The sequence below is a fragment of the Paenibacillus sp. CCS19 genome (assembly GCF_033239625.1).
Lineage (GTDB): Bacteria > Bacillota > Bacilli > Paenibacillales > Paenibacillaceae > Paenibacillus_T.
In genome coordinates this window covers 25,567-48,191 of record NZ_BTCK01000033.1, presented here as the reverse complement: position 1 = coordinate 48,191, position 22,625 = coordinate 25,567, and the positions used below count along the sequence as shown (strand labels likewise).

The following is a 22,625-nucleotide window of genomic DNA, read 5'->3' as shown; positions in this document are numbered from 1 at the left end:
TAGAAAAACTATTTAATCGTAATGATCTTAACAACACCATTGATAAGCGTCAGTTCGACCGCTTGCCCTTTTACGAGCTTGGAAGCATCACCGGAGATGACAACATCCGCGACGTTGATCACATATGCCTGCAACGCGCCATTAACCGTGCCCGTAATGGAGATTGTCGTTTTGCCTTGCGCGTTCAACGATACAGAGTCCACTGCGCCCACAACGACGGAAGCCAGTTTCGTCACCTCGACGAAGATGACTTTATTGTTTAACGTACGTACAATCACCTCGTCGCCTGCCTTCAGATCTGTCAGCGCCGCTTTTTTATCCTCGCGGAAAACAATGACGCTCGGATCAATCGCCAGCGTATACTCTGTATTATTAGCCTCAACTACAACGATGCTGTTGTTCGATACCGCTGCTTTCAGCGTACCCGTAACCGTATCTGTCGCCGGCGTTGGCTGTGCAAGTTTCGTCACTTCGATGTAGATGACATTACCGTTGAGCGTACGCACAACCACCTCGTCGCCTGCCTTCAGGTCCGTGAGCGCTGCTTTCTTGTTGTCACGCAGAACAATGACAGTCGGATCAATCGTCAGCGTGCTCTCTGATTTATCAGCCTTCACGACAACGACGCTATTGTTCGCTACCGCTGCTTTCAGCGTGCCATTAATCGTTTCTGATGTCGGCGTTGTCGCAGCATTCTTCTTCACTTCAATGAAGATGACTTTTCCGTTGAACGTACGCACAACTGCCTCGTCGCCTGCTTTCAAGTCCGTGAGCGCTGCTTTCTTGTTGTCGCGGAGAACAATTACAGTAGGATCAATCGGCAACGTACTCTCTGTTTTATCAGCCTTCACGATAACGATGCTGTTGTTCGATACTGCAGCTTTCAGCGTGCCGTTAATCGTTTCTGTCGTCGGCGCTTCCTGTGCAAGTTTCGTCACCTCGATGTAGATGACATTACCGTTGTACGTACGCACAGTCACTTCGTCGCCAGCTTTCAGGTCCTTAAGCGCTGCTTTCTTGTTATCGCGCAAAACGATGACCTTCGAATCAATCGTCAGCGTACTCTCCGTTTTATCAGCCTTCACAACAACGATGCTGTTGTTCGATGCCGATGCTTTGAGCGTACCCGTAATCGTTTCGGATGTTGGCGCTTCCTGTGCAGGTTTCGTCACTTCAATGTAGATGACTTTACCGTTGTTAGTACGAACCAGCACCTCGTCGCCTGCTTTCAGATCAGCGAGTGCAGCTTTCTTGTTATTGCGCAAAATGATTGCTTTCGAATCAATCGTCAGCGTGCTCTCTGTTTTATCTGCCTTCACAACAACGATGCTGTTGTTCGATGCCGATGCTTTGAGCGTACCCGAAATCGTTTCGGATGTCGGCGCTTCTTGTGCCAGCTTCGTTACCTCGATGAAGATAACGTTGCCGTTATACGTGCGAACCAGAACTTCGTCGCCAGCTTTCAGGTCCGTCAGCGCAGCTTTCTTATTATCGCGGAAAACAAACACGCTCGGATCAATCGCCAGTGTTTTCTCTGACTTGTCAGCCTGTACGACCGTGATGCTGTTATTCGATACGGCTGCTTTCAGCGTACCCGTAACTGCCGTATTGTCTTGATCCGGCAGCTGGCTGTCTGTGCGATCGAGCAGCGCAGCGAGCTCGGCACGCGTTACCTGTTGATTCGGACGGAATGTATTGTCGTTATAACCCGTAATGATACCTTTTTGAAGCGCAACCGCTACATAACCTACAGAGCCGGCAGGAATCTGCTTCGCATCTTTGAACGTCAGCTTCGTATTGCTTGCCGCCTTCGCTTCCGCTTCGAGCTTGAGCGCCTTCACGAGAATCGTTGCCGACCACAGGCGAGTCGCCGGTTTCTCTGGTTGAATCGAATCCTCTGTTTCCGAGAACAGATCGTTCTCAAGCGCTACTGCCACATAGCCGACTGCCCATGGATATTTCTTCTTCAGCTGGTCCGCATCCTTAAAGTTCAGGTTGCTGCTCATCTCTGCTGCGGATTCAGCCTGTTCGCGAAGTCCCATCAGGCGAACGGCTGCTACGATCGTCTCGATTCGGCTGATCTTCTGGTTCGGCTTGAACGTGCCATCCCCATAACCGTTCAGAACACCTTTGGACGCCAGGCGAATAATATATTCCTGCGCCCACTTCATATCGTCTTCGTCCTTGAAGTTTACGTTGATTGTGATATTGCTCGAGTTCTTCTTGTCGTCCTTGTCTTTCTTATCGTTATCGTGGTCGTCGTTTCCTCTTGCGAATGCGGATGAAGCACCGCTCAGCAGAACCGCTGCCGCCATCGTACTAATTGCGAATTTTTTGAATGTAGAAATTTGCATAATAAAAAGCCACCTCTCCTAATATGCGTAATTACGGTCCATTGCTACCGTTTTTTCCCTTCGCCCATATCGTTCGGGATCAGGAATTCGCTTTTGGGGGGTGGCTTAATAAAATAATACTTTAGTCTTGTTCTTTCGCGGCGTTGCGTTTCTCCTTCAGCCACTTCGGCGCGCCTTTATCCTTCTTGTCCTTCTGGCGCTGACGCTCCGCTTGGGCTTTGCTCTTGGCACCCTGCGGGCGTTCTTGGGTGCCTTGCGGCCTATTACCATTCGAACGAACTCGCGGCTGCGATTCCGACGAAGCTGCCGCCGGCTTGTCCGTGCGGGAATTCGGACGCTCGGCATCTGCAGGCTTACGGGATACGGGCCGCTGCTCAGCCGATGGCCGGCGGAACGAATCCGCGCTGCTGACCGAAGCGGTACGAGCACCTTCTTGGCGTACGAATGGCCGCTGTTCTGGCCGTTGATCCGGTCGTTGCTGTGGTCGTTGTTCGCGGCTTTGCTCGCGATCTCTATCTGATGCAGCCACTCTTCCGAACGAGGAACTGCTGCTGCCCGACTGGGCTGGACCGCCTAGTCGACGCGCCTCTTGCGGCGTTACCAGCTTGCCGCGAGCCATTACCCGCTCCTCCAACACGATGCCGAGCCGCTTCGAGAACTTGTCCATAATGAACCGTTCCTGATGCGTAATGATCGTGATGACCATACCCTTATTGCCCATGCGGCCCGTCCGTCCTGCACGATGTACATAATGATCCGCATCAATCGGCGGATCCAGATTCAGCACGAGCGGCAGGCCGGAAATATCGATGCCCCGCGCAGCGATATCCGTTGCGAGCAATATTTTGCAGCTGCCGCCGCGGAACTTATCGAGAGTAGACGAACGGCGCTGCTTGTTCGCGTCGCCGTACAGCATATCGACGGAGAAGCCTTCATAACGCAGTTTCGATTCCCATTGCGCGATATTGTCCGTATCGTTCAAGAACAACAATGCCGACGTCGGGTTGATCAGCCGGACGAGTCTGCGGGCAGCATCCACCTTATCGCGCTTATCAACGACGATGTAATAATGCTCGATCGTCTCGGCAACGCGCTGTTTGCCGGCGAGATCGATCAGCTTCGGCTCGCGCATCCACTTGTTCTCCATGCCGGCCATCTCTTCTGGCCGGGTTGCCGAGAAGAAAGCAAGCTGGCGGTCGCGCGGCGTGCTCTTCAGAATGGCATCAACCTCGCGCACAGAGCCGAGGTTGAATACTTGGTCGGCTTCATCGATGACGAGGAACTTCACTTCGCTCAGTTTTAGCCTGCGCGCCTTAAACAACTCATGTATACGGCCTGGTGTGCCGACGATGAGCTGCGGTTTATTTTTCTTCAAACTATCGATCTGTCTCTGGACAGCCGCACCGCCGATCAGCGGCACTACGCGCACGCCGGCAGGCGCACCGTACGTCTGCGCAACGCGTGTAATCTGCATCGCCAGCTCTTGCGTCGGCGCAAGCACGACAGCCTGAACACTGCTGCTCTCGCTATTAATGCGCTGCAACGCAGGCAGCAGGAACGCAAGCGTCTTGCCGCTGCCTGTCTGCGATCTTGCCGTAACGTCCGCACCCTCCAGCAGCACCCCGATCGTATCGCACTGCACAGGTGTCGGCTCGAGCAGCCCCTCGGACACTAGTGTATCGGCCAGCTTCTCTGCAACGCCGATGTCAGTCCATTTGTTCGTCATTCCTATATTCCTCTTTCCGTTATCCGCCCCAATTGGGACAGGTCATTAAGCTTACTTCTTATTCAACATGCCGCCTGCAATCCGGTCCGACAGCCGCGGGAACAGATGATACAGCTTCACGCCGAGCGCCGCCCAGCCAGGCAGATCGATCTCGGCCTTGCCTTTATCGATTGCTCTCACGACAGCATTCGCAACACGGTCCGGCTTCATCATAAGCGATTGTACGCTGCTCACATAAGTGCCGCCCGGATCAGCCGTCTCGAAGAATGGGGATTCGAACGGGCCAGGATTAACAGCCGATACGAGGATGCCCGTTCCTCGCAGCTCTTGGCGCAGCGCGTTCGTAAACCCGAGCATGGCATGCTTCGATGCAGCGTAACCTGTCGACTTCGGCGTTCCGAGCTTGCCAGCGATCGAAGCGATATTGACGATCTGGCCGCTGCCTCGTCGCAGCATCTGCGGCAGTATCGCCTTCGTGCAGCGGACAGCCCCCATATAGTTCGTATCCATCATCTGTTCAAAATGCGTGAGCGGCGCGTCAACGAATCGTTCGAAGTAGCCAAACCCTGCATTGTTCACCAACACGTCCACGCCGTCCATCTCGCGCCAAATCCGATCAAGCACTGCTGCGGCAGCTTCTGCATTCGTCACATCCAGCACGTAGCTGGATATGCGGTCTGCATTCGGGACGGATTGCACAGCAGCGCGGAGCTTCGACTCATTCCGTCCCGTTATCGCGACTCTAGCCCCCTGCTGTACAAGCTGAATTGCCGTCATTAGACCTAGTCCGCTGGAAGCGCCCGTTATGACAATTTTCTTCCCTTTCAGCATCTTCGCATCACCTGCCTCTAGTGTACTTCATCCAATGATTGGACGCAAAATAGAAAGACGATCCTGCTGCCTCCAAAGCGGATGCGAGAGGATCGTCTGCTGTCAAACATTAATCATTTCTCATACAGTAAGGAAAAAGGCTCCCCTGGGAGCCCGTTTCGTGTTACGATGCTTACGACGCAATTAACACTTGAATATCCATTTCGCCAATACCTTCCATGATCAATGGAATGGTCAAAGCTTTCGTTGCTGCAATTCCAGAATCATGTGTACTAATAAAGATAGGCGGAGTAATATCAACATGAACGCCCTGATTGTAAAGAATCGTGCTTGCATTGCCGCTGATCATGTTGCCAAGCTCTGAGATTGCGCTCTTGCCGATCTCATCGATTTCCGAAATGATGAATCCGCCCATCATCGCAGATATCATTTTGAGAGCGACGGGTACACTGATGCCAAATACAACACGACCTTGCATTTGACCATTGATACCAATTTGAATAAATATATAATTATCAACAATCGCAAATGGCTTCAACCCCGGTTGCCCGGTAGCCGGTTTAATCTGTACGACTTGCTCAATAACATTTTTGGCGGATTCTAAAAACGGGTTTATGTACTCTGCTTTCATGGAGGACAGTTCTCCTTTTCGACAGCGTTCGCGAGCTTCCGCTAATTGAATCCATTATACTGAATTCGCTAGGACAAGTATACTATATATTTAAAGTTTGGTACTTTATACCCAACAAAGGGAGGAACAACATGCCTAACGTATGGGCACATTTCCTATTCGGCCACACCATCATAGAGCGCCTTGGAGAGCAGGAGTGGATCTCGGACGAGGAGACTCGCAAGTGGTTCAACCTGGGCTGCCAAGGCCCAGACTTTCTATTCTATCACCGGTTCCTCCCGTGGCATAAAAATACGATCATGAATCAGCTCGGCTCCGACATGCACAATTACGAATGCGGCCCTGTCTTAATGGATCTGCTTGATGCGGTCAGCGGCCGTTTGTCTTCGAAGGAAGGCCGATATTCCGCCGCGTACGGGCTTGGCTTCGTGCTTCATCACGTATTGGATCGCAATATGCATCCATACGTATTCAGCCGTTCCGGCTTCCGCAAGTGGGACCATCAACGGTTTGAAACGGCGATGGATACGATTGTCGCCTCGCGTCTGTTCGGAATCGAGACGTGGAAGACACCGGTATGGAAAGAAATATCGCCAAGCCAACCGCTGCCTGGCACGCTTCGCGAAGCGTTCGAGAACATCGCGGCCGTTCGTTACCCTCACTTGGCATCCGCGATTAAGAGCGAATATTGGAATGAAGCCATGCGCGACATGATTAGCGCGCAGCGGCTGTTCTACGACCCGACCGGCATTCGTCGATTGCTGACGTTCGGCAAGATCGAGCCGCTGTCTTATCGGAAGAACTTGCCGGATTACGATTGGATGAACGAGCAGGAGCTGCCTTGGCTCGATCCGGTAGATGGCAAGACGCTGCATACGATCAGCGCATGGACGCTGTGGGATCAGGCGGTCGAAGATGCGCTCGCAGTCACGCCAGCCGCACTGGCGATGATACGTGAGACGAATATTGCGGGCGAAGCTCGGACTGTGACGGCAGAGCTGGAGTTGAACCGCTCTTTCGAGCTGCGCTCGGCGGTTGAGGAGCTGCTAGGCAGCCGGTCATATGAGACGGGATTGTCCTGTGATAGTGGCGAGATGATTCGATATGCTGACCCGATCTGGCCGGACGGCGGTGTGAAGGTGGCGGAAGTTGCTGAGAGTGCGGGATGAGATTGCAGGGATGCAGGGATGGGCTCGCTTCGCGTTGGCTTGGTCATGCAGACTCACTGCGCAGGCGGTACTTCATACGATCGCTGTTGTCCTCGGATTGTTCTGATTATATAAATTCAGAAGTGGTAACAATCCGAGTGACAAAGGCGAACGCTAAAAGCTTTTCGGAGAAAAGCTACTTCGAAAGCATAAGCTGCTTCTTCAGAAGCACACACCTGCTCCGTTCGTAAGCATGACGGCAGCTCTCCACGCCTCGCTTGTGAGATTTGGTTGCTCGCTTTCATATATAGCTCGCATAGTCTTTAAAGACACTACATAGCCGAGTAGCTTCGCCGTATGTGTGCAGCATGAAAGATCACTCGCTGGTGGTGTTTCTTACGATCAATGTTGTCCTCGAATTGTTTCGTTTACCCGTTACTTTCCTTACATAGTCATTACCCTTCTACAGATACTTTCACACCTTGATTTTGCAACACGAGGAGATTAGACGGCCTCGTGTTGTTTTTTGTTGCGGCGATAGGTGAGGCGCAGCATGCGGAGGCGATCGTAGACGAGGTCGAGCGATTTGTCTGCTGCGCCTTCGATGCCGTATACGTGCTGCATGACTGGCTTTAAGTATTTGTCGCCGACCGCATCGAACGCCTCGAGTACGGCTTGCCGCTCTTCGACTGGCATTTCGGCAAGCTCTGTCTCGACGATCGGCTCCATGTCGTAGCCTTCCGTCTCAAGCTGCTCGATCCGATCCAGCAAATTGCGTCTTGTCATGACAAGCTCGACCTGCAGTTCGCTGAGCGTACGTCCATGCGAGATCGCATCGAGGATAAGCCGTTTCTCCTGATGGCGTTCCATCTGGCTTTTGTACTTGAGCTCCTTCTGGCGATAAGACCATTGCCAATATTGCTTCGTATCCAACATGGACACCACCCAGTCGAGCGGGAAGGATGTCTCGCGCGCATGCTGCATCGTAATCGCAAGCACTTGCTCGGCATGGGCTTTCATCTTCGATTCGCCCCAACCCGGAATTTGTGCAAGCTCCTGCTCGGTGTGCGGTTTGAACGCGCTGATCATATTCAGCACGCGGTTCGTTGCGATCATGTAGGCCGACTTGCGCTGCTGCGCAGCTGTCTTGCGACGCCATTCCCGCAGTTCCTCGAACAGCGCGGTGTCGGCATGAAGCTCGCCATAACATTGCATCATCATAATGATGCTTCCCGGCGACGTCTTGCGCTCATCCAACATGCCGTCGATGACAGGCTGGAAGCCTTCGCCCATCTTCAAGGCGACGCCGTGCCGGAAAGCCGCCAGCATCTCTTCCCACGATAAGCCCTCATACCAAGTTGCCGTCTCCTCCGAACCTTCCGTCCAGAGCACAAGCCACTTGCCATCATTTTCGCAGATCGATACTTTAGCCCCCATGACTGTTCTGTCTCCGTCCACGCGATCGAAAGTGTTCATGAATACTACCTGCATCGTCATCCATCCCCGTTATTCGAATTCCGAATAAGGACAGCGGACAGTACCTCCCGATCCCCGTATACGACAAAAAAGAGGCATCTCCGCCGATACGGTAGAGGTGCCTCCTCATGTCCTTGATTCAGTTACCCTTAATATAGCATCTATTTCCATATCGTACAAGAACTAATCCATGACCGGTTTGCCCCCGCACTCCAGGCGATGATATGATGTGTGCATTGAAATAAGGAAGAAACGGAGGCTTCATCATGCTGCATGATTTTGATTTTATGTCGGATACAACCGAAGAAACATCAACGCGATTCGTAACATTCATAACGCCGAGTCTGAAACGATTCGATCTCGCCGTCACGACGACGAACCGCTTCTATGGCAAGAAGCTTGTGACCGATCTGCAGGCTGGACGAACGGCTATTATCGGCTCGGATGACCTGGAGGAAGAAGGCTATCTGGAGCATGTCTTTAAGTTGACGGAAGAGGAAGCGGAAGAATTAAACCAGTTTTTGCAGCTTGTCGTTGGAACGGTGAATTTTACCGACTGATTCGGGCACAATGATCTGTGGGTCATATAACCGACCCGTAGTAACGCTTCCTAGCCATGCTTATAAGAGGGGTGTGTCATGAACCGTAACAACGATGAGAATTACACCGACTTCGCAGTCGTCGAATCGTCTCGCAACGATCTGACGTCCGAGGAATTCCCGGATGGTCCTTACGGGGCCGATCTCGAGTCGGAATCGCTGGGCAAGAGCAAGCCGTGGCGGCTGGAGCAGCGGTCAATCAACCCGTACGGCTATGAGAATCGTTCGCTTCACGCGGGCATGGAACGCGGTTATCCCGGCGATTTCAAACAGCAGCCATCGATTCCGGAAGTTCAAGACGAACCTTAAACGCGCCATTACACACCAAACACTAACGGCATTCCGCAGCGAGACGGAATGCCGTTTTTTCGCACCTATTACTGACTTACGTGAAGCTTAACCGGCAGACCGGACCTCGCGGATTCATTCGCAGCCATCGTCACGCGATGCGTCTTCCATGCGTCCTCATAGTCAGATAAGATGCGAGACGTATCACCTGTCCGCACCGCGTGCAGGAACGCTTCGTTCTCCGACTGATAAGGATTGCTGCGCGATTTGTATTCCGTTCGTTTGCCTTCCTCGAAATCGATCAACGCCTCGCCGGTCACTTCCAACATGCCCTTATCGGTGTAAATTTGCAGACCGGAACGGTCCCCGCCGCGGATGGCGCACGTATTGCTGATCGTCGCTATCGCTCCGCTCGCGAGCTTCATTGTAACCGCTCCTACGTCCGGAACCGTAACGCCTTCCTCGCGCTGCGCCGCGAGCACATTGCCATATGCCGCATACACTTCATGAACGTCGCCGAGCAGATAGCGCATCATATCAACAATATGCGTCGTCTGCTCGACGAACTGTCCGCCGGACGTTGCCATGTTACGCCACCAATAAACGCCAGGCATCCCGCCCATCCATTGTCCCTGCGCCATAACCGGCGTACGGTCTGCGAGCATCGCCTTCGCGCGGCCTGTGCTTTCCATATAGCGGAAGTGATACCCGACAGATGTAATCAATTGCTTGCGAGCAATCTCTATACGAATCCGGTTAGGCGTCTCTTCGTCAATCCCGATCGGCTTCTCCACCAAGAATGGTATGCCTCGCTCGACAAGCGCCAATTCAATCTCGCCGTGTGCGAAGGGAGGCGTACAAATATAGACGGCATCCAGCTTGTTGTCATCCAGCATATTCGTAATGGCATCATAGCTTCGAGCATCGCGATAAGATCTTGCGGCCTGCTCCGCCTTCTCGATGCTCGAACCGCAAAATGCACGGACTTGAACACCCTCCATTGCAGCAAGCTTCTCTGCATGCATCCGGCCAAACCAGCCTGTACCTACTAAACCTATCTGCAGCGTCATTGAAATCCAACCTTTCTGTCGTGCAATCCTTCATTGCATTTGCGCCAATATATCATGCGCCACCGACCAAGCAGCATAACCCCTGGCACTCTCGCCTGGAACCTGAACTAATCGTACAATCTGCAGCCGCAGCTGGCAATGTCTCGCGCAGCATCTCTTTCATAGTAATCGGCTTGATCATTTCGCCTTCCCACGCAGCTCTTCCGAACGTCGTTGCCGCAATAACAAAACGGTATCCCGCTCCAAGGCGAAATACCGTTTGTATTTTAGCATTATTCTATTGATAAAATCTGAGCATCTTAGTACTTCAGCCCGCTGCCGAACAGGAGCGCATTGCTTAGCAGGCGTCCTTCTGCCGTTATCGTCTTGTCCTTCAACAGCAGACCCGATGAGGCCCCGCCATCAAGGTTCATCGCTTGGTAGGCGCCGAGCTTCAGCATGACGGCGGCCCATTGTTTCATCGTTGCGCCAGGAATCGTCGCAATGATAATCGAACCGTCTTTCTTAATGCCGATGCCGCTGCGGGCACCGCCGCCGGTTAATATTTTGGGATCGCGGAAGCCTTCCGTCTCTGCATCGATCTTCACTTCGCCGTTAACGACAAGTCGCGGCCCCGCCCCAATCGCCGTATGGACGTCGCTCCAATTAAGCGGCTCGCCCTGATCGTTCGTCATCACGTGACTAATCTCTTCTTTGCCAGCGATAAGCTTCGTCGTCGTTCGAATGCGCAGCGTATCCATCACGGCTGTGCCATCCGCGCGAAATCCGATCGTCGTCCCCAAGTTGCTAATATGCGCCACACGGCCATTCGAGATAATGTTGCCATAAGGAACTGGCGGATCGCTGTATGCGGAGAAAAAGGTTCCGTTCACCGCAACGTCCGCGCGATATGCCGCCGCTATACCGCGAAGCGTCTGGACTTGTCCGACCGTCTTGTTGGCCAGCCCTGCCGTGACCGGCGTCCCCTTCGGAACCGTTACGGTCTGGACGTTATAGGTGTTCCCGGAGACCATGACTTTCACCGCAGCATACTTAGGAGCAGCGACTGCCGCGGCAGCCGTCACTTCAATCGGTACCATTATGCGAACCGTCTCGCTCCGCGATTCCGCCGTAATCGTCACCTTCGTTGTGCCTGGTTTCAATCCCGTCACCAGACCGTTCGTTTCCACTCGGGCAATCGTTGGATTGCCGATCGCATAAGACAATATTGCAGGCTGGGTTACCGCTATTTTATCGCGTAGAAACACGCGTGCTCCAGCTTTCACCTTCTGCTTCTCGGAAGCGTATGACACTTTCAGCTTCGACTCGCTGTCGTCATTCGTCTTCGCCGCTGCCGGTGCTGAACTTGTCCCATCGACAGCCGCTGCTTCCGCATTCACGCGCACTGCAACGCCATTGCCGCTAACGGCTACTACCGCTGCAGCGAGCAGTAGCAAGGCGCTTCGCTTCCAATCGTTCTTGTTCAACATCTCTCTCATCTCCCTAATCCTATCCAGAAACTGTACGTATCTGTAATCGGATAGGCGAAGTCGATAATGAAGAGCATGACTCCTCAATTAATCCTGCGACGTGCTCAGATCGCAATGCTCCAGCTTAATAACCTTCGTCCGATACTTCCACTTGTACCCCAGCCACAACGCGAGGAATAATGGAATGCCAACGTAGGAAGCGAGAATAAACATCCAATCCACTTGACCATCCGAATACGCGCTGATGCTCTGACCAAGAATGACGATGATACACATGATGCCCGCCAGAATCGGACCGAATGGGAACCATAACGAACGATAAGGCAGATCCTCGATGCGTTTGCCCTGCGCGACGTACGCTAGACGGAACCGATAATGGCTGATTGCGATGCCAAGCCAAGCGATAAATCCGGACATGCCGGATGCGTTAAGCAGCCAAATGTAAACCTGTCCTTCACCGAAGAAGGAAGCTAAGAAGGCAATCATGCCGAGCGCTGCTGTGGCAAGGAGGGCATAGATGGGGATTCCTCTACGGTTCAGCTTAGCGAACACCTTCGGCGCCTTGCCTTCCTTCGCCAACACCCACAACATGCGGGTAGAAGCATACATGCCCGAGTTGCCGGCAGACAGCACCGAGCTTAGAATAACGGCGTTCATAACGGATGCTGCGATGCTAAGACCCGCTCTCTCGAAAATAATCGTAAACGGACTTGCAGCTACGCTGTCGCTAGCCAGCGTATCGGTCGTATACGGAATGAGCATCCCGACGACGAAAATAGCGACGATGTAGAACAATAGGATGCGCCAGAATACACTGCGGATCGCACGGGGAATGCTTTTCTTCGGATCCTCTGATTCGCCGGCAGCAATGCCTACAAGCTCTGTCCCTTGGAAAGAGAAGCCTGCTGCCATGCAGACGCCAAGGACAGCCAGCCAGCCGCCAGCGATTGGCGCATCGCCTGTCGTGAAGTTGCTGAACCCCGTCGCCTTGCCGTTCCAGATTCCGATAATCATGAGCAGACCGATACCGATAAACACGATCACGGTAACGATCTTAATCATCGCGAACCAATATTCCGATTCACCGAATCCTTTGACCGACAAGACGTTAAGACCAACCATCAATAGTAGAAATAATGCACTCCATAAGAAAGATGGACTGTCCGGCAGCCAGAACTTCACGATCAACGTCGCCGCCGACAGCTCGGCGGCAATCGTAATCGCCCAGTTATACCAATAGTTCCAGCCAAGCGCGAACCCAAGCGATGGATCGACGAACCGAGAAGCGTAGGTGCTGAACGTACCGGACACCGGCATATACGTCGCCATTTCCCCTAAGCTTGTTACTAAGAAATAGACCATAATGCCAATAATCGCATAGGCCAGCAAAGCGCCGCCCGGACCGGCGGAATGAATCGCGCCGCCGCTGGCGAGGAACAGACCCGTTCCGATGGAGCCGCCAAGCGCGATCATCGACATATGTCGCGACTTCAATCCTCTGCGAAGTTTATTTTCTTTCAAGTGGATAACGCTCCTGTCTTTATTTTTCATTAGTATGACTTCCGTGAACACAAAAAAGCCGCCTCGCTTCGGACAACAGGCAAGGCAGCCATAACTCCCCTAGTTCCTTGTACAGATAGCGCAACACGCCGATTATGGCGTGACAGTTCCGTCTCTTTCGAGAACGACCCCAGCAAGCAGCGGTCAGTAAACCGTGCAGCTTCGGCGATGGTGCCCTTCCTTCGGAATCAACGGCCTATACTGGACCTTCTCCGACATACTCATCAACATCGCGACCTCTACCCCATCAAGGATGATGAGGTTTTATATTCAATTATGTTAACAATTAACCATATTAAATAGTTGCCAACATGAATGCAATAGCAATGGTTGGAATCACAACAAGCACGCGATCTTCATGGATCGCGTGCTTGTTGTTCATAAGCGTTATGGACTACCCTTTCATGCCGGTCAGCGTAATTCCCTCTACGAAATACCTTTGTCCGATTAAGTAGAATAGAACGCCTGGAGCAAAGGATAAACACGTAGCGGCCATCGTCAGCGACCAGTCACTCTTTAATTGCCCCCGGAAATTCGTTAAGCCGAGCGCAATCGTGTATTTATCGGACGAGTTTATGTAAATCATTTGTTGGAGCAAATCATTCCATAGACCAATGAAGATAAACAACGCAACGACAATCATGGCAGGTCTGATCGCAGGCATGATGATACTGAACAAAATGCGGAAGTAACCTGCGCCATCAATCGTAGCCGCTTGATCGAGTTCTCGTGGTATCGACATCATGAACTGTCGGATGAGGAAGATATTGAAAGCGCCGCCGCCGCAAAAGTACGGAAGGATCAATGGCAGATAGCTGTCATGGATACCGAGGCCCCGCGTCCAACCGATGTACAACGGAATGAGCGTAACCATGGCAGGAAGCAGCATCGAACCGACGCAGAGTGCCCAGATCAAATTTTTCCCCCGAAAACGCAAACGCGCAAAGGCGTATCCGCACAATGTAGCCGTGAATGTTCCCGCCAAACAAGAGGGAACGATAATAAGCATCGTGTTCCACAAATACTTCCAGAACTTAAACACTTGCAGCGTTTTCTCATAGTTGGAGAACAGCCAGTTATCCGGTGTCAGGGATGGCGGATAACGATAGATCTCGGCATTCGTCATAAGCGACGTACGGAATATCCACCAGATCGGGAAGAGTACCAGGGCGGCGCAAACAACGACGACGACAAACGTTACGATGTTCATCGTTAGTTCCTTACGTTTCCTGCTTCTAAGCCTGCCGTATGCAACTACGCTCATTTGTCGTCGCCTCCTTCATTGTAAATCCATCGATTGGACGTCTTGAACAGTACGGCGGTAAAGGCGGCCAGTATAGCGAAAATAACGAAGGTAGTCGCGCATGCGTAGCCCAACTTATAATTCACAAATGCCTGATCGTACATCAGATACGTCAAGAATCGGGAGGAGTTGCCAGGACCACCGTTTGTCAGTGCAAGCGCTGGCGTAACGACTTGAAGGTTGGCGATCAAGCTCATAAGCAAGTTGTAGAAAATAATCGGCGACATGGAGGGCAGCGTAATATGGATGAACCGTTTCCATCCGCCTGCGCCGTCCATTTCGGCTGCTTCGTGGTAGACGCTCGGCACGTTCTGAAGCCCCGCCAAGAAAATGACGATCAAGTTACCGGACAGCCAGACTGAAATTAACGAGAGAGAAGGAACAACGTAACTGGAATCGGCGATGAAGAGCACTTTGTCCAAACCGACTTTGGAGAGGAGATAGTTGAAGAATCCAAAATTCGCTTCATACAGCCAAGACCATCCAACGTAAATCGCAGCGGCTGGCAGAACAAACGGTACATAAAATATCGCTCTCAACAAACCTCTCGCAGGGATTTTCCGGTTGAGCAGCATGGCGACGAAGAACGAATACACCATACTTCCGATGACGGATAGGAAGGCAAAGTAGATCGTCGCGATGATGGAGTCCTTAATATACGGATCTTTCGTGAATAGCTGAACATAATTATCGAAACCGATGAATTCAGGGCTTTTCAACCCCGTCCAGTTCGTCAAGCTGATTCCTAGTACCCCGACAAGCGGCGCGTACGTCAGAAAAAACAATCCAAGAAAAGCAGGAATCAAACAAATATAAGCAACGCGTGCCTCGCTTGAATTGTAACGGGAACGGCGTTTCATCGGTTTGTTAATGGTTTCCATTACTCGCTCCCACCTCACGTGTAAAGGATGACCGCCACCTCAAGGTCGGCGGTCATCCTTCCTATCTTTTTACTTGTTGCCTGTATGAGCCGCTTTCAAGGCGTCGAGGTTCTTCGTAATCGCGTCCTTCGCAGTCGTCTTGCCGGTCCATACATCGCCGAGTACAGATCCGAGTAAGGTGTTGAAGTCCGTCGTATAGTTCGTGAAGAACCAGGAAGCAGGTCTCGCAGCGGAAGACTGTGCGTAATCGACTACTGCGGACTTATATTCCTCGTACGGAGGGAAGTTCGGATTTTCGACCCACTTGCGAGTAAGCGTTTCGTCCGTATACCACTTCTGCAGCGTCGGCATCCAAATACCCGAACTGATGAGTCCCCAGTTGTTTTCTTCGGAGTTGTACCATTTCAGCCATTCCATTGCTTCTTTCGGGTGCTTGGTTTGGGAGAATACTACGTTCGCGCCGCCTGTATTGAGGGTAACTTTCTCTTTCATATAAGGCAGCACGGCAACGCCGTAGTTCAGACCTTCTTCTTTGGCCGTGTTCAAGCTGGTGCCCACGTTCCACGCGCCATTGGTCGCCATCGCAACCGTTCCTGCGATGATCGTGCGTTGAATGCCGTCATCGGTTTGGCCGACGGACAACGGAGCGACATGATCTTTCAGGTACAGATCCGCGACCTTCTGAATCGCTTCGATGCTTGCATCTTCGCCGACTCTCACATCTGCACCGTCTGCGGAATAGAAACCACCGCCATTGCTGAGCGTCCAAGTTTCAAGCTGCCATGGCAGGTTCTCCACGGATGCGCCGTACTGAACGATACCGTTAGAATCGAAGCCATCTTCGCCCGGATGCTTGCCGTTCTTATCATTCGTCAGCTTCTTAGCCGCTTCTACGAATTCGTCCCATGTCCAAGCTTTATCCAGCACGGATGGCGGATAAGCCACGCCTGCTTTATCGAACATGTCTTTGTTGTAATAGAGAAGGAGGATTTCGTTAGCGGCCGCATAGGCTACCGTTTTGCCTTGATATTTGTAAGCCAAGCTGTCCAATGGTTTGCTGTCGCTTCCTTCATACATAGCGCTTACATCATTCAACATGCCTTCGGAGGACCACTGGATGACGCCATCCTCTTTCAACATGCCCGTATCCGGCAATTGACCGCCGGTTGCCTGCGTATTCAGCTTCGTCATGTACGTTTCCCAAGGAATCGCAACGACCTCTACTTCGATTTTGTCTTGGGAGGCATTGAACTTATCCGCTACCGCCTGCGTTACGCTGCCTTCTTCCGCGCTTCCCCACATCGAATAAGTGATTTTGACCTTCTCTGTCTTGGAAGACGACGTTTCGGTTGTTGTGTTAGCAGTCGCATCTGTTCCCTTAGATGTTGTATTTGTCTCTTTGTCTTCGTTGTTCCCGCAGCCGACAACACCGAGTACCAGTGCGGCTGAGAGAAGACCTGCCCCGATTTTCTTTCCTGTATTCATTGACCCGCTCTCCCTTCAAAATTACCTTAGTTTATATGCAACCGTTTGACTCGTTACGAGTTAAACGTTTAACACCAAAACCATGAAAGCCCCTTAGCATTGGTCGTCTGAATCGTTCGTCGTCTAGGAAAGCGCTTTAATTTCATTTTGCCACGAGTTTCCTCCAAAACAAATATAAGATCCCAACCTAATTATAAAGAATTTCAACCTTTTCTGGCATTTCGTCTAGTTCCTTGAAGCATTTTTATCCACGGCATGAAGTCCTAATGATAAATATGTAGCTTCTGGCACGAAAAGAATGCAAAACGTTTAAAAAAATCGAGTGGTCTTTCCCCTCAAGTGAATCAGCAATCTATCGTTTCCTCTGCGCCCTAAATTTCCCCCGCCTTACTAATATTTCTTTGAGGTCGAACATGCTATAATGTAGGTACTACCTCTCGGAATCTAACCCTACCTAATCAAATTCCAATCAAAGCGAGGAACAAAATCATGTCATCTCTGATACTGCATTTTGTAACTCCCCCTATCCCTTATTTCATCGACAGTGGGAAACACAAGTTTTTGCCCGGCGAAAGGCATGTCAGTCGATTTTCTATTAACGTATTCGATATTATCGTCGTTAATCGCGGAAGGCTCCACATCGGCGAGAATGACAACGAGTGGGTCGTGCACGACGGAGAGGCAATCATATTACGTCCGGATGGATACCATTACGGTACCGCTGCTTGCGAAGAAGAAACGGATATCACATGGATCCACTTCCAAACCTTTGGCGCGTGGGATGAACGTGCTTGCCTGGACGAATGTTTGGATAATCAGAACGAATTATTCGAGAAGCATAAACAAGAAGCTTATCTTAACCATTGTGAGACTTGCTCCATCTTCATCCCTAAGAAATTCAAACTGTCCGACAAATCAATGGACGATCTTATCTCCTTCAACTCATTCGATCACGATCCTCGCTCCTTGCGTAATTGGAAGAAACAAACCGCATTCCAACAATTCTTGCAGCGCATCGCTCATGAAGCGGAGCAATCGTCCGATTCTACGGCTACTCGGCTTGCGGAGAAGATCGAGCTGTTTATCCGCCACAATTACACTTCTAAGATTACGAATGCAATGCTTCAAGCTACCTTCAACTATCATCCCAACTATTTGGCCAAATGCATGCTTAAAGTTTATGGTCTAACCCCGATCGATTACTTGCAGCAGTATCGGATTGAGCAAGCCAAGAGACTTCTTCTCCAGACGGATTGGTCCGTTTCCCGTATCGCTGAAGCGGTTGGATTCAACAATCCGCCTTATTTCTCGTCTGTCTTCACCAACAAACAAGGGCTCTCTCCCACTAGCTTCCGCAACAAATTAGTCGTTCAAGAAGAATTGGCTAGAACGCTGCCGCAGTAGTTGAAATGATTGGCTTCGTTAAAAACGCCGACTTAAGCAGCATGCAAGTCGGCGTTTTTATTTCTTTCTTTATTTGACGGAAACATCGATTGGCACGAATTGTCCTCTCACGAACAGGACACTTTTCATGAGCTTTCCTTTATTCGCACGGATCGCAAGCCCCTTCTCAACCATGACGAATCTAGTTGGGTAAGCTGCATAACTGGTTACCTTCCACCCGTCACCCTGAGGCTCCAGCAATCCGTTCACACACCGCAGTCGACCTTTATCGTCTGTGTAAAGATAAGTGGTCGTACCGAATCCTAGGAGGTAAGCAACTAGTTCTTCGCCCATATCCCAGTCATCTCTGTCAATGCTGGCAAACAGGCTGTTAAACAAAGGATCGTCTAATTTCTTAAAGATCGATTGGCCGAATCGGTTTCTCGATAGCTCCGGCATGTTGAGATTGGGAGCAGCAATGCTGTAGGTCGACGCAGCTTCTCCTGGAAGAAGCCGACGTGCCGTTGAACGAACATGCCAATCATAGCAATTAAATACAGCCATCGTTGCGCGATAGCCTGCCTCGAGCAATCTTGGATCGCCAAGCGATTCGTAAGAGGCTCTAGCTGCTCCTGCTACCAACCCGCCCCATAAGGAATGCGTCATGAAGGATAAGGCTTCCCACCAGCGATCAGGTGCATTGGCTCTGTAATCATTGCTGAATCCAATATTAGCTGCAATAAGTTCACTGTAAGGCTGCGCCTCTTCTTTCAACCCCGCCAAGCATAAGGCCTGACAGGTAGGTCCGAACCCGGCATTGTCATAGAAATGCTCCGTGACTGCACCTTGGTACCCTTGCGAGCCTTGAGCTAATCCTTCCGTAAATTGAAGCCACAACCGGTGAAGCTGTTTATGCCATTGGGCCATTCCCCGCTCTTGCAGATCCGATAACAAGTCTTGGATATACAAGATGAATACACCGACAAGCTGAGACTCTTCTTTCTCCCGCTGCTCCATATGACAGTCAGGATTCAATCTCATGCACATCACTTCTGCCGCCCATGTCAGATACGTTTCCGATTTGTACATTTTTAATAGTGAATCATCCATGCGAGACAGCAAATAAAACAGATGCCCGACATAATCAAAATCATAGATGCGATAAAACGATCCATACAGCGGTTTGGGACGCATCAAATTACAATCGACAAACCAATGCTCCCTTACATCTGCAACAGCGGATAATTCCACCTTCGCTACTTGTTCTTGATTAGGAGGCGACAACAGATTTTTCATCAGAATAAACGTCAATTTCCCTAATGACTCACCTTGATTGGATAAAGGCAAGAAAGCGAACGGTCTTGGGGAATCATTATCGACTGCGAAATTGTCACAAAGCCACGCAGCTCTAGCTTCGAGCATATTCTTGATCGGCTCCAGGACATTACCTACCAACAAATCGGTTCTCCCATTAGTAAGACTGGCGACCAGTTTATACTCTCCGGCAGTGTGCATGGGCAGCACCGCTTGCCATACATTGGGCTTATCACTCGAAGCGGCTTGGAAGCTCGCGCTAATGTCATTGTCTTCGACCGTATTCTCTTCCGACGACCACGTCAGCATCCGAACCGACTCTAATTCCGTTCCAGCCGGCAGCTCAACCTCTGCAACGAACTGCCCTTCCGTCGTAATGACAGGCGAATACGTCCAGTTCGGGTGACCATATTGAATGCTTTTCCTATAAAAATCCGCCTGATCCTTGAATGCTGCAAATACAAACGACCATCGCTTTACCTCTCCGGGAAGAATCGTGACCGACGAATACCCGTCTCTATAGATCCAATCATGAACTGCGGATTGTTCAAGTGAACTTCCGTCTTCAATGAATGAAATCCGATGGTACAGGATCCCATCCAACGAAGGCGACACCTGTTCAAGAAAACGATTCAAGTAGCTGCAATAGGTACCCAGCGCAGCAATGGATTCGCCAGTACAATAGACACCGAGATGCGGTGCTACATTGCTTCTCCGCATGGCAGCAAACTTGGCGAAATCGCCTCCTATATGCGGAAATAAGGCACATGAATGCTGCATATTACGCAGCACGTCTTGATCTCTGAACATGATATAGGAGAGGGAGAACCAGCTGTGGAAACCCGTTACCGCAATGGATTGGTCTTGCGGATTCGAGCATTCGATGATCCACTCCCATTGTCCATTCCGAGTCAATGAATACGTGCATTGAACAGTGAAACGTTGGTGTTGATACGTTACAGTCGCAGAACTATCGTCGTTAAGTTCAATGTTCGCTTTAAGGTTAGCGCTTTCAATTATTTCACCGTCAACATGAGCGAACCACTCGCCAAAACGTTTATCTTGTTCGGCATAGCCCGCTTCCTTTACGTAGTTCTCATCGATCACCCAATTCATCTTGACCGGATCGGCTGACATGACTAATGATTCCAACGTACCGTTAGAGGAAATCTGCAATTCAAACTCATCATTACGTAAAATGTTCATTTCCCCACTCCTACAAAAATGATCTAAACGTTTAGATTATATTCTTCCATCTTATCACAGTAAAAGAATAACCATCAAGCATTTTCTATCATTTGGCACAAACCGTGATAGTTGGACGAGACATTACGACATCTATCATTACTATTGGATTAATATACATATTCATCATGAATTCTCATGTATTACTTATTGATTCTCACCTTTACAGCAGATCGAATAATACCTTCGATGCACGGAGAGAATAAGAGCCTGACCTGTGCAATGTAAACCCTTCTCCTGGCGTACCGAACAGTTCTGGCCCTATCGATGCAACCGCTCCATAGAAACCATTCAACCACCCTGTTCCTCCTGCTGCTTGAAGATCAACGTTGGATGGATGCAGCAGGTAATCTTCGCTTCGTTCCCAACTCATTCTCTCCGATTCTAACGATATCTCACCTACGTCCATCCCACGTTCAGGTAGAACATGAAATGACAATCTCCCATTCGACAACTCGATTGCCGTCATTGGAATGCCTCTTGGATCAAGAAAACGCCGCTTAACTAACGATCTGCCATTCGGAAGCCTTACGATTTAATCGCCGCTTTCAAGATTCCACTTGTCTGCCGCCACTATGTTCCCTCCCGTTGAATTTACAACAAATAAAGCTTATGAAATTGTTAAACGATTAAACCAATTATATGACGATAGAATTGGAGGATACAATAACCAATAGGGTATAAATGGAGGCGTTCGTTTCAATCTGCGTGAATTGTTCACTAGGGAGCTTGGACGGGAGGAGGTAATGGAGGTAATTCGCTAATCAGGCCTAATCATTCGTAAAAAATAGGGGTTGAACTGCTTAACTAGCAGTTCAACCCCTACGTTCAGCGCATCAATTATATATATTATGCCTGCAGCAGCTTCACCAGCGACCCGAATTCCAGCTCCTCGAACTTGCGCGTAGCGGATTCGATTTGCAAGTCCCAAGCGCATTCCTCCAGCGCGCATGCGACTGGAACGTCAAGACGAATCGTTGCGAGTTCACGCGACAAATGCAGCATGTCGATGTCGGTTTCGATCTTTGTCCGAATGCCCTTCGGCAGCTTCTCCAAGTTGTTCAATACGCCTTCAATCGATTCGTACTCGAGCAGGAGCTTAAGCGCCGATTTCTCGCCAATGCCTTTGACGCCCGGGTAGTTATCGCTCGTATCCCCCATGAAGCCTTTCATATCAATAACCTGCAATGGCGTGATCTGCCGCTCTTCAAGCAGCAGCGCAAGATCGTAAACCGCATAGTTCAGCTTGCCCTTCTTCATGATGACGACCTTCACCGTCTCGCTTACGAGCTGCAGCATATCATGGTCACCTGTCAAAATCAGCACTTCCACATCCGGCTCTACGCCAAGGCGCGTTGCGAGCGTGCCAATGCAATCGTCCGCTTCATAGCCGACGAGCCCGATGTTCGGGATGCCCATTTCCGCCACGACCTCTTTCACGAGATCGAACTGCGGAATCAATTCCTCTGGCGGTTCGCCGCGGTTGCCTTTATATTCAGGGTACTGCTCCGTCCGGAAAGTTTTGCTTCCCATATCCCAGCAGCACACGACATGTGTAGGTTTGAATGTATCGATTGCATCAAATAAATATTGGATGAAGCCGTACACAGCATTCGTTGGCAATCCAGCACTCGTCTTCCGAATATAACCCGTATACGATGTTGCGTAGAAAGCACGGAACAACACGGCCATTCCGTCGACCATGAGCACTTTATTCGCAGTTTGCAATGCGTTTCCTCTCCATTCCGTTGTTTGAACTACCTCTATAACGATATTCTATCACATTACAATTTATAAGTCCCCCAAGATGATAGGAAAGCAATAATTGCTATTGGCGAGAATAACCGAGAATTACTCACCAA

The 22,625-nt window shown here is 50.6% G+C and carries 18 protein-coding genes and 1 riboswitch; of the genes, 4 read left to right on the top strand and 14 right to left on the bottom strand.

The features are described 5' to 3' along the window. Nucleotides 1-8: 8 nt before the first annotated feature. The 4 genes from SBI19_RS20520 to SBI19_RS20505 all read right to left on the bottom strand — a co-directional run bounded on the left by SBI19_RS20520 (nt 9) and on the right by SBI19_RS20505 (nt 5,542). Entirely contained in the window at nt 9-2,354 is a 2,346-nt protein-coding gene (locus SBI19_RS20520) for an S-layer homology domain-containing protein (RefSeq protein WP_317971379.1), read from the bottom strand. 121 nt (nt 2,355-2,475) lie between these two features. Then, a complete protein-coding gene (locus SBI19_RS20515; RefSeq protein ID WP_317971378.1) occupies nt 2,476-4,080 on the bottom strand; it encodes a DEAD/DEAH box helicase in 1,605 nt (534 codons plus the stop codon). Between the two features lie 51 nt (nt 4,081-4,131). Next, entirely contained in the window at nt 4,132-4,911 is a 780-nt protein-coding gene (locus SBI19_RS20510; protein ID WP_317971377.1) for an SDR family NAD(P)-dependent oxidoreductase, read from the bottom strand. Between the two features lie 172 nt (nt 4,912-5,083). Further along, nucleotides 5,084-5,542: a chemotaxis protein CheX gene (locus tag SBI19_RS20505; protein WP_317971376.1), complete on the bottom strand. Its 459-nt coding sequence runs from the start codon at nt 5,540-5,542 to the stop codon at nt 5,084-5,086. A gap of 131 nt (nt 5,543-5,673) precedes the next feature. On the opposite strand from SBI19_RS20505, the gene SBI19_RS20500 reads away from it, so the two are divergent. Further along, the gene (locus SBI19_RS20500; protein ID WP_317971375.1) at nt 5,674-6,711 is read left to right on the top strand and encodes a zinc dependent phospholipase C family protein; all 1,038 of its coding nucleotides are present in this window, start codon (nt 5,674-5,676) and stop codon (nt 6,709-6,711) included. A 483-nt stretch (nt 6,712-7,194) separates the two neighbouring features. Here the strand turns inward: SBI19_RS20500 and SBI19_RS20495 are convergent, their stop codons facing one another. Continuing rightward, nucleotides 7,195-8,181 (bottom strand): HRDC domain-containing protein, encoded by a 987-nt coding sequence (locus SBI19_RS20495; RefSeq protein ID WP_317971374.1) that lies wholly within the window; start codon nt 8,179-8,181, stop codon nt 7,195-7,197. Nucleotides 8,182-8,432: 251 nt separating this feature from the next. Here SBI19_RS20495 and SBI19_RS20490 point away from each other — a divergent pair, with 251 nt between their 5' ends. Beyond that, a complete protein-coding gene (locus SBI19_RS20490; protein WP_317971373.1) occupies nt 8,433-8,726 on the top strand; it encodes a DUF3055 domain-containing protein in 294 nt (97 codons plus the stop codon). A 78-nt stretch (nt 8,727-8,804) separates the two neighbouring features. Further along, nucleotides 8,805-9,074 (top strand): hypothetical protein, encoded by a 270-nt coding sequence (locus SBI19_RS20485; RefSeq protein WP_317971372.1) that lies wholly within the window; start codon nt 8,805-8,807, stop codon nt 9,072-9,074. Between the two features lie 68 nt (nt 9,075-9,142). On the opposite strand, the gene SBI19_RS20480 is transcribed toward SBI19_RS20485, so the two are convergent. From SBI19_RS20480 to SBI19_RS20455, 6 genes are all read right to left on the bottom strand, one after another. After that, on the bottom strand, nt 9,143-10,123 hold the full coding sequence (locus SBI19_RS20480) for a Gfo/Idh/MocA family protein (protein WP_317971371.1): 981 nt from the start codon (nt 10,121-10,123) through the stop codon (nt 9,143-9,145). A 299-nt stretch (nt 10,124-10,422) separates the two neighbouring features. After that, entirely contained in the window at nt 10,423-11,592 is a 1,170-nt protein-coding gene (locus SBI19_RS20475) for a phosphodiester glycosidase family protein (RefSeq protein WP_317971370.1), read from the bottom strand. Nucleotides 11,593-11,679: 87 nt separating this feature from the next. Continuing rightward, nucleotides 11,680-13,071 carry an amino acid permease gene (locus SBI19_RS20470; protein WP_317971403.1) on the bottom strand — a complete coding sequence of 464 codons (1,392 nt, stop codon included), beginning with the start codon at nt 13,069-13,071 and terminating at the stop codon, nt 11,680-11,682. A 150-nt stretch (nt 13,072-13,221) separates the two neighbouring features. Then, nucleotides 13,222-13,402, bottom strand: a riboswitch (Lysine riboswitch). A 144-nt stretch (nt 13,403-13,546) separates the two neighbouring features. Then, on the bottom strand, nt 13,547-14,416 hold the full coding sequence (locus tag SBI19_RS20465) for a carbohydrate ABC transporter permease (RefSeq protein WP_317971369.1): 870 nt from the start codon (nt 14,414-14,416) through the stop codon (nt 13,547-13,549). Next, nucleotides 14,413-15,336: a carbohydrate ABC transporter permease gene (locus tag SBI19_RS20460; protein ID WP_317971368.1), complete on the bottom strand. Its 924-nt coding sequence runs from the start codon at nt 15,334-15,336 to the stop codon at nt 14,413-14,415. The genes SBI19_RS20465 and SBI19_RS20460 overlap by 4 nt, the downstream gene beginning before the upstream one ends. A gap of 69 nt (nt 15,337-15,405) precedes the next feature. After that, nucleotides 15,406-16,821, bottom strand: coding sequence for an ABC transporter substrate-binding protein (locus tag SBI19_RS20455; protein WP_317971367.1), 1,416 nt, complete (start codon nt 16,819-16,821; stop codon nt 15,406-15,408). A gap of 489 nt (nt 16,822-17,310) precedes the next feature. Between SBI19_RS20455 and SBI19_RS20450 the strand changes: the two genes are divergently transcribed. Next, entirely contained in the window at nt 17,311-18,225 is a 915-nt protein-coding gene (locus tag SBI19_RS20450; RefSeq protein WP_317971366.1) for a helix-turn-helix transcriptional regulator, read from the top strand. Between the two features lie 69 nt (nt 18,226-18,294). Here the strand turns inward: SBI19_RS20450 and SBI19_RS20445 are convergent, their stop codons facing one another. From SBI19_RS20445 to SBI19_RS20435, 3 genes are all read right to left on the bottom strand, one after another. After that, nucleotides 18,295-20,724: a hypothetical protein gene (locus SBI19_RS20445; RefSeq protein ID WP_317971365.1), complete on the bottom strand. Its 2,430-nt coding sequence runs from the start codon at nt 20,722-20,724 to the stop codon at nt 18,295-18,297. 202 nt (nt 20,725-20,926) lie between these two features. After that, complete coding sequence (locus SBI19_RS20440) at nt 20,927-21,232, bottom strand: DUF4432 family protein (RefSeq protein WP_317971364.1); 306 nt, start codon at nt 21,230-21,232, stop codon at nt 20,927-20,929. 380 nt (nt 21,233-21,612) lie between these two features. After that, nucleotides 21,613-22,467: a 5'-3' exonuclease gene (locus tag SBI19_RS20435; RefSeq protein WP_317971402.1), complete on the bottom strand. Its 855-nt coding sequence runs from the start codon at nt 22,465-22,467 to the stop codon at nt 21,613-21,615. Nucleotides 22,468-22,625: the final 158 nt, after the last annotated feature.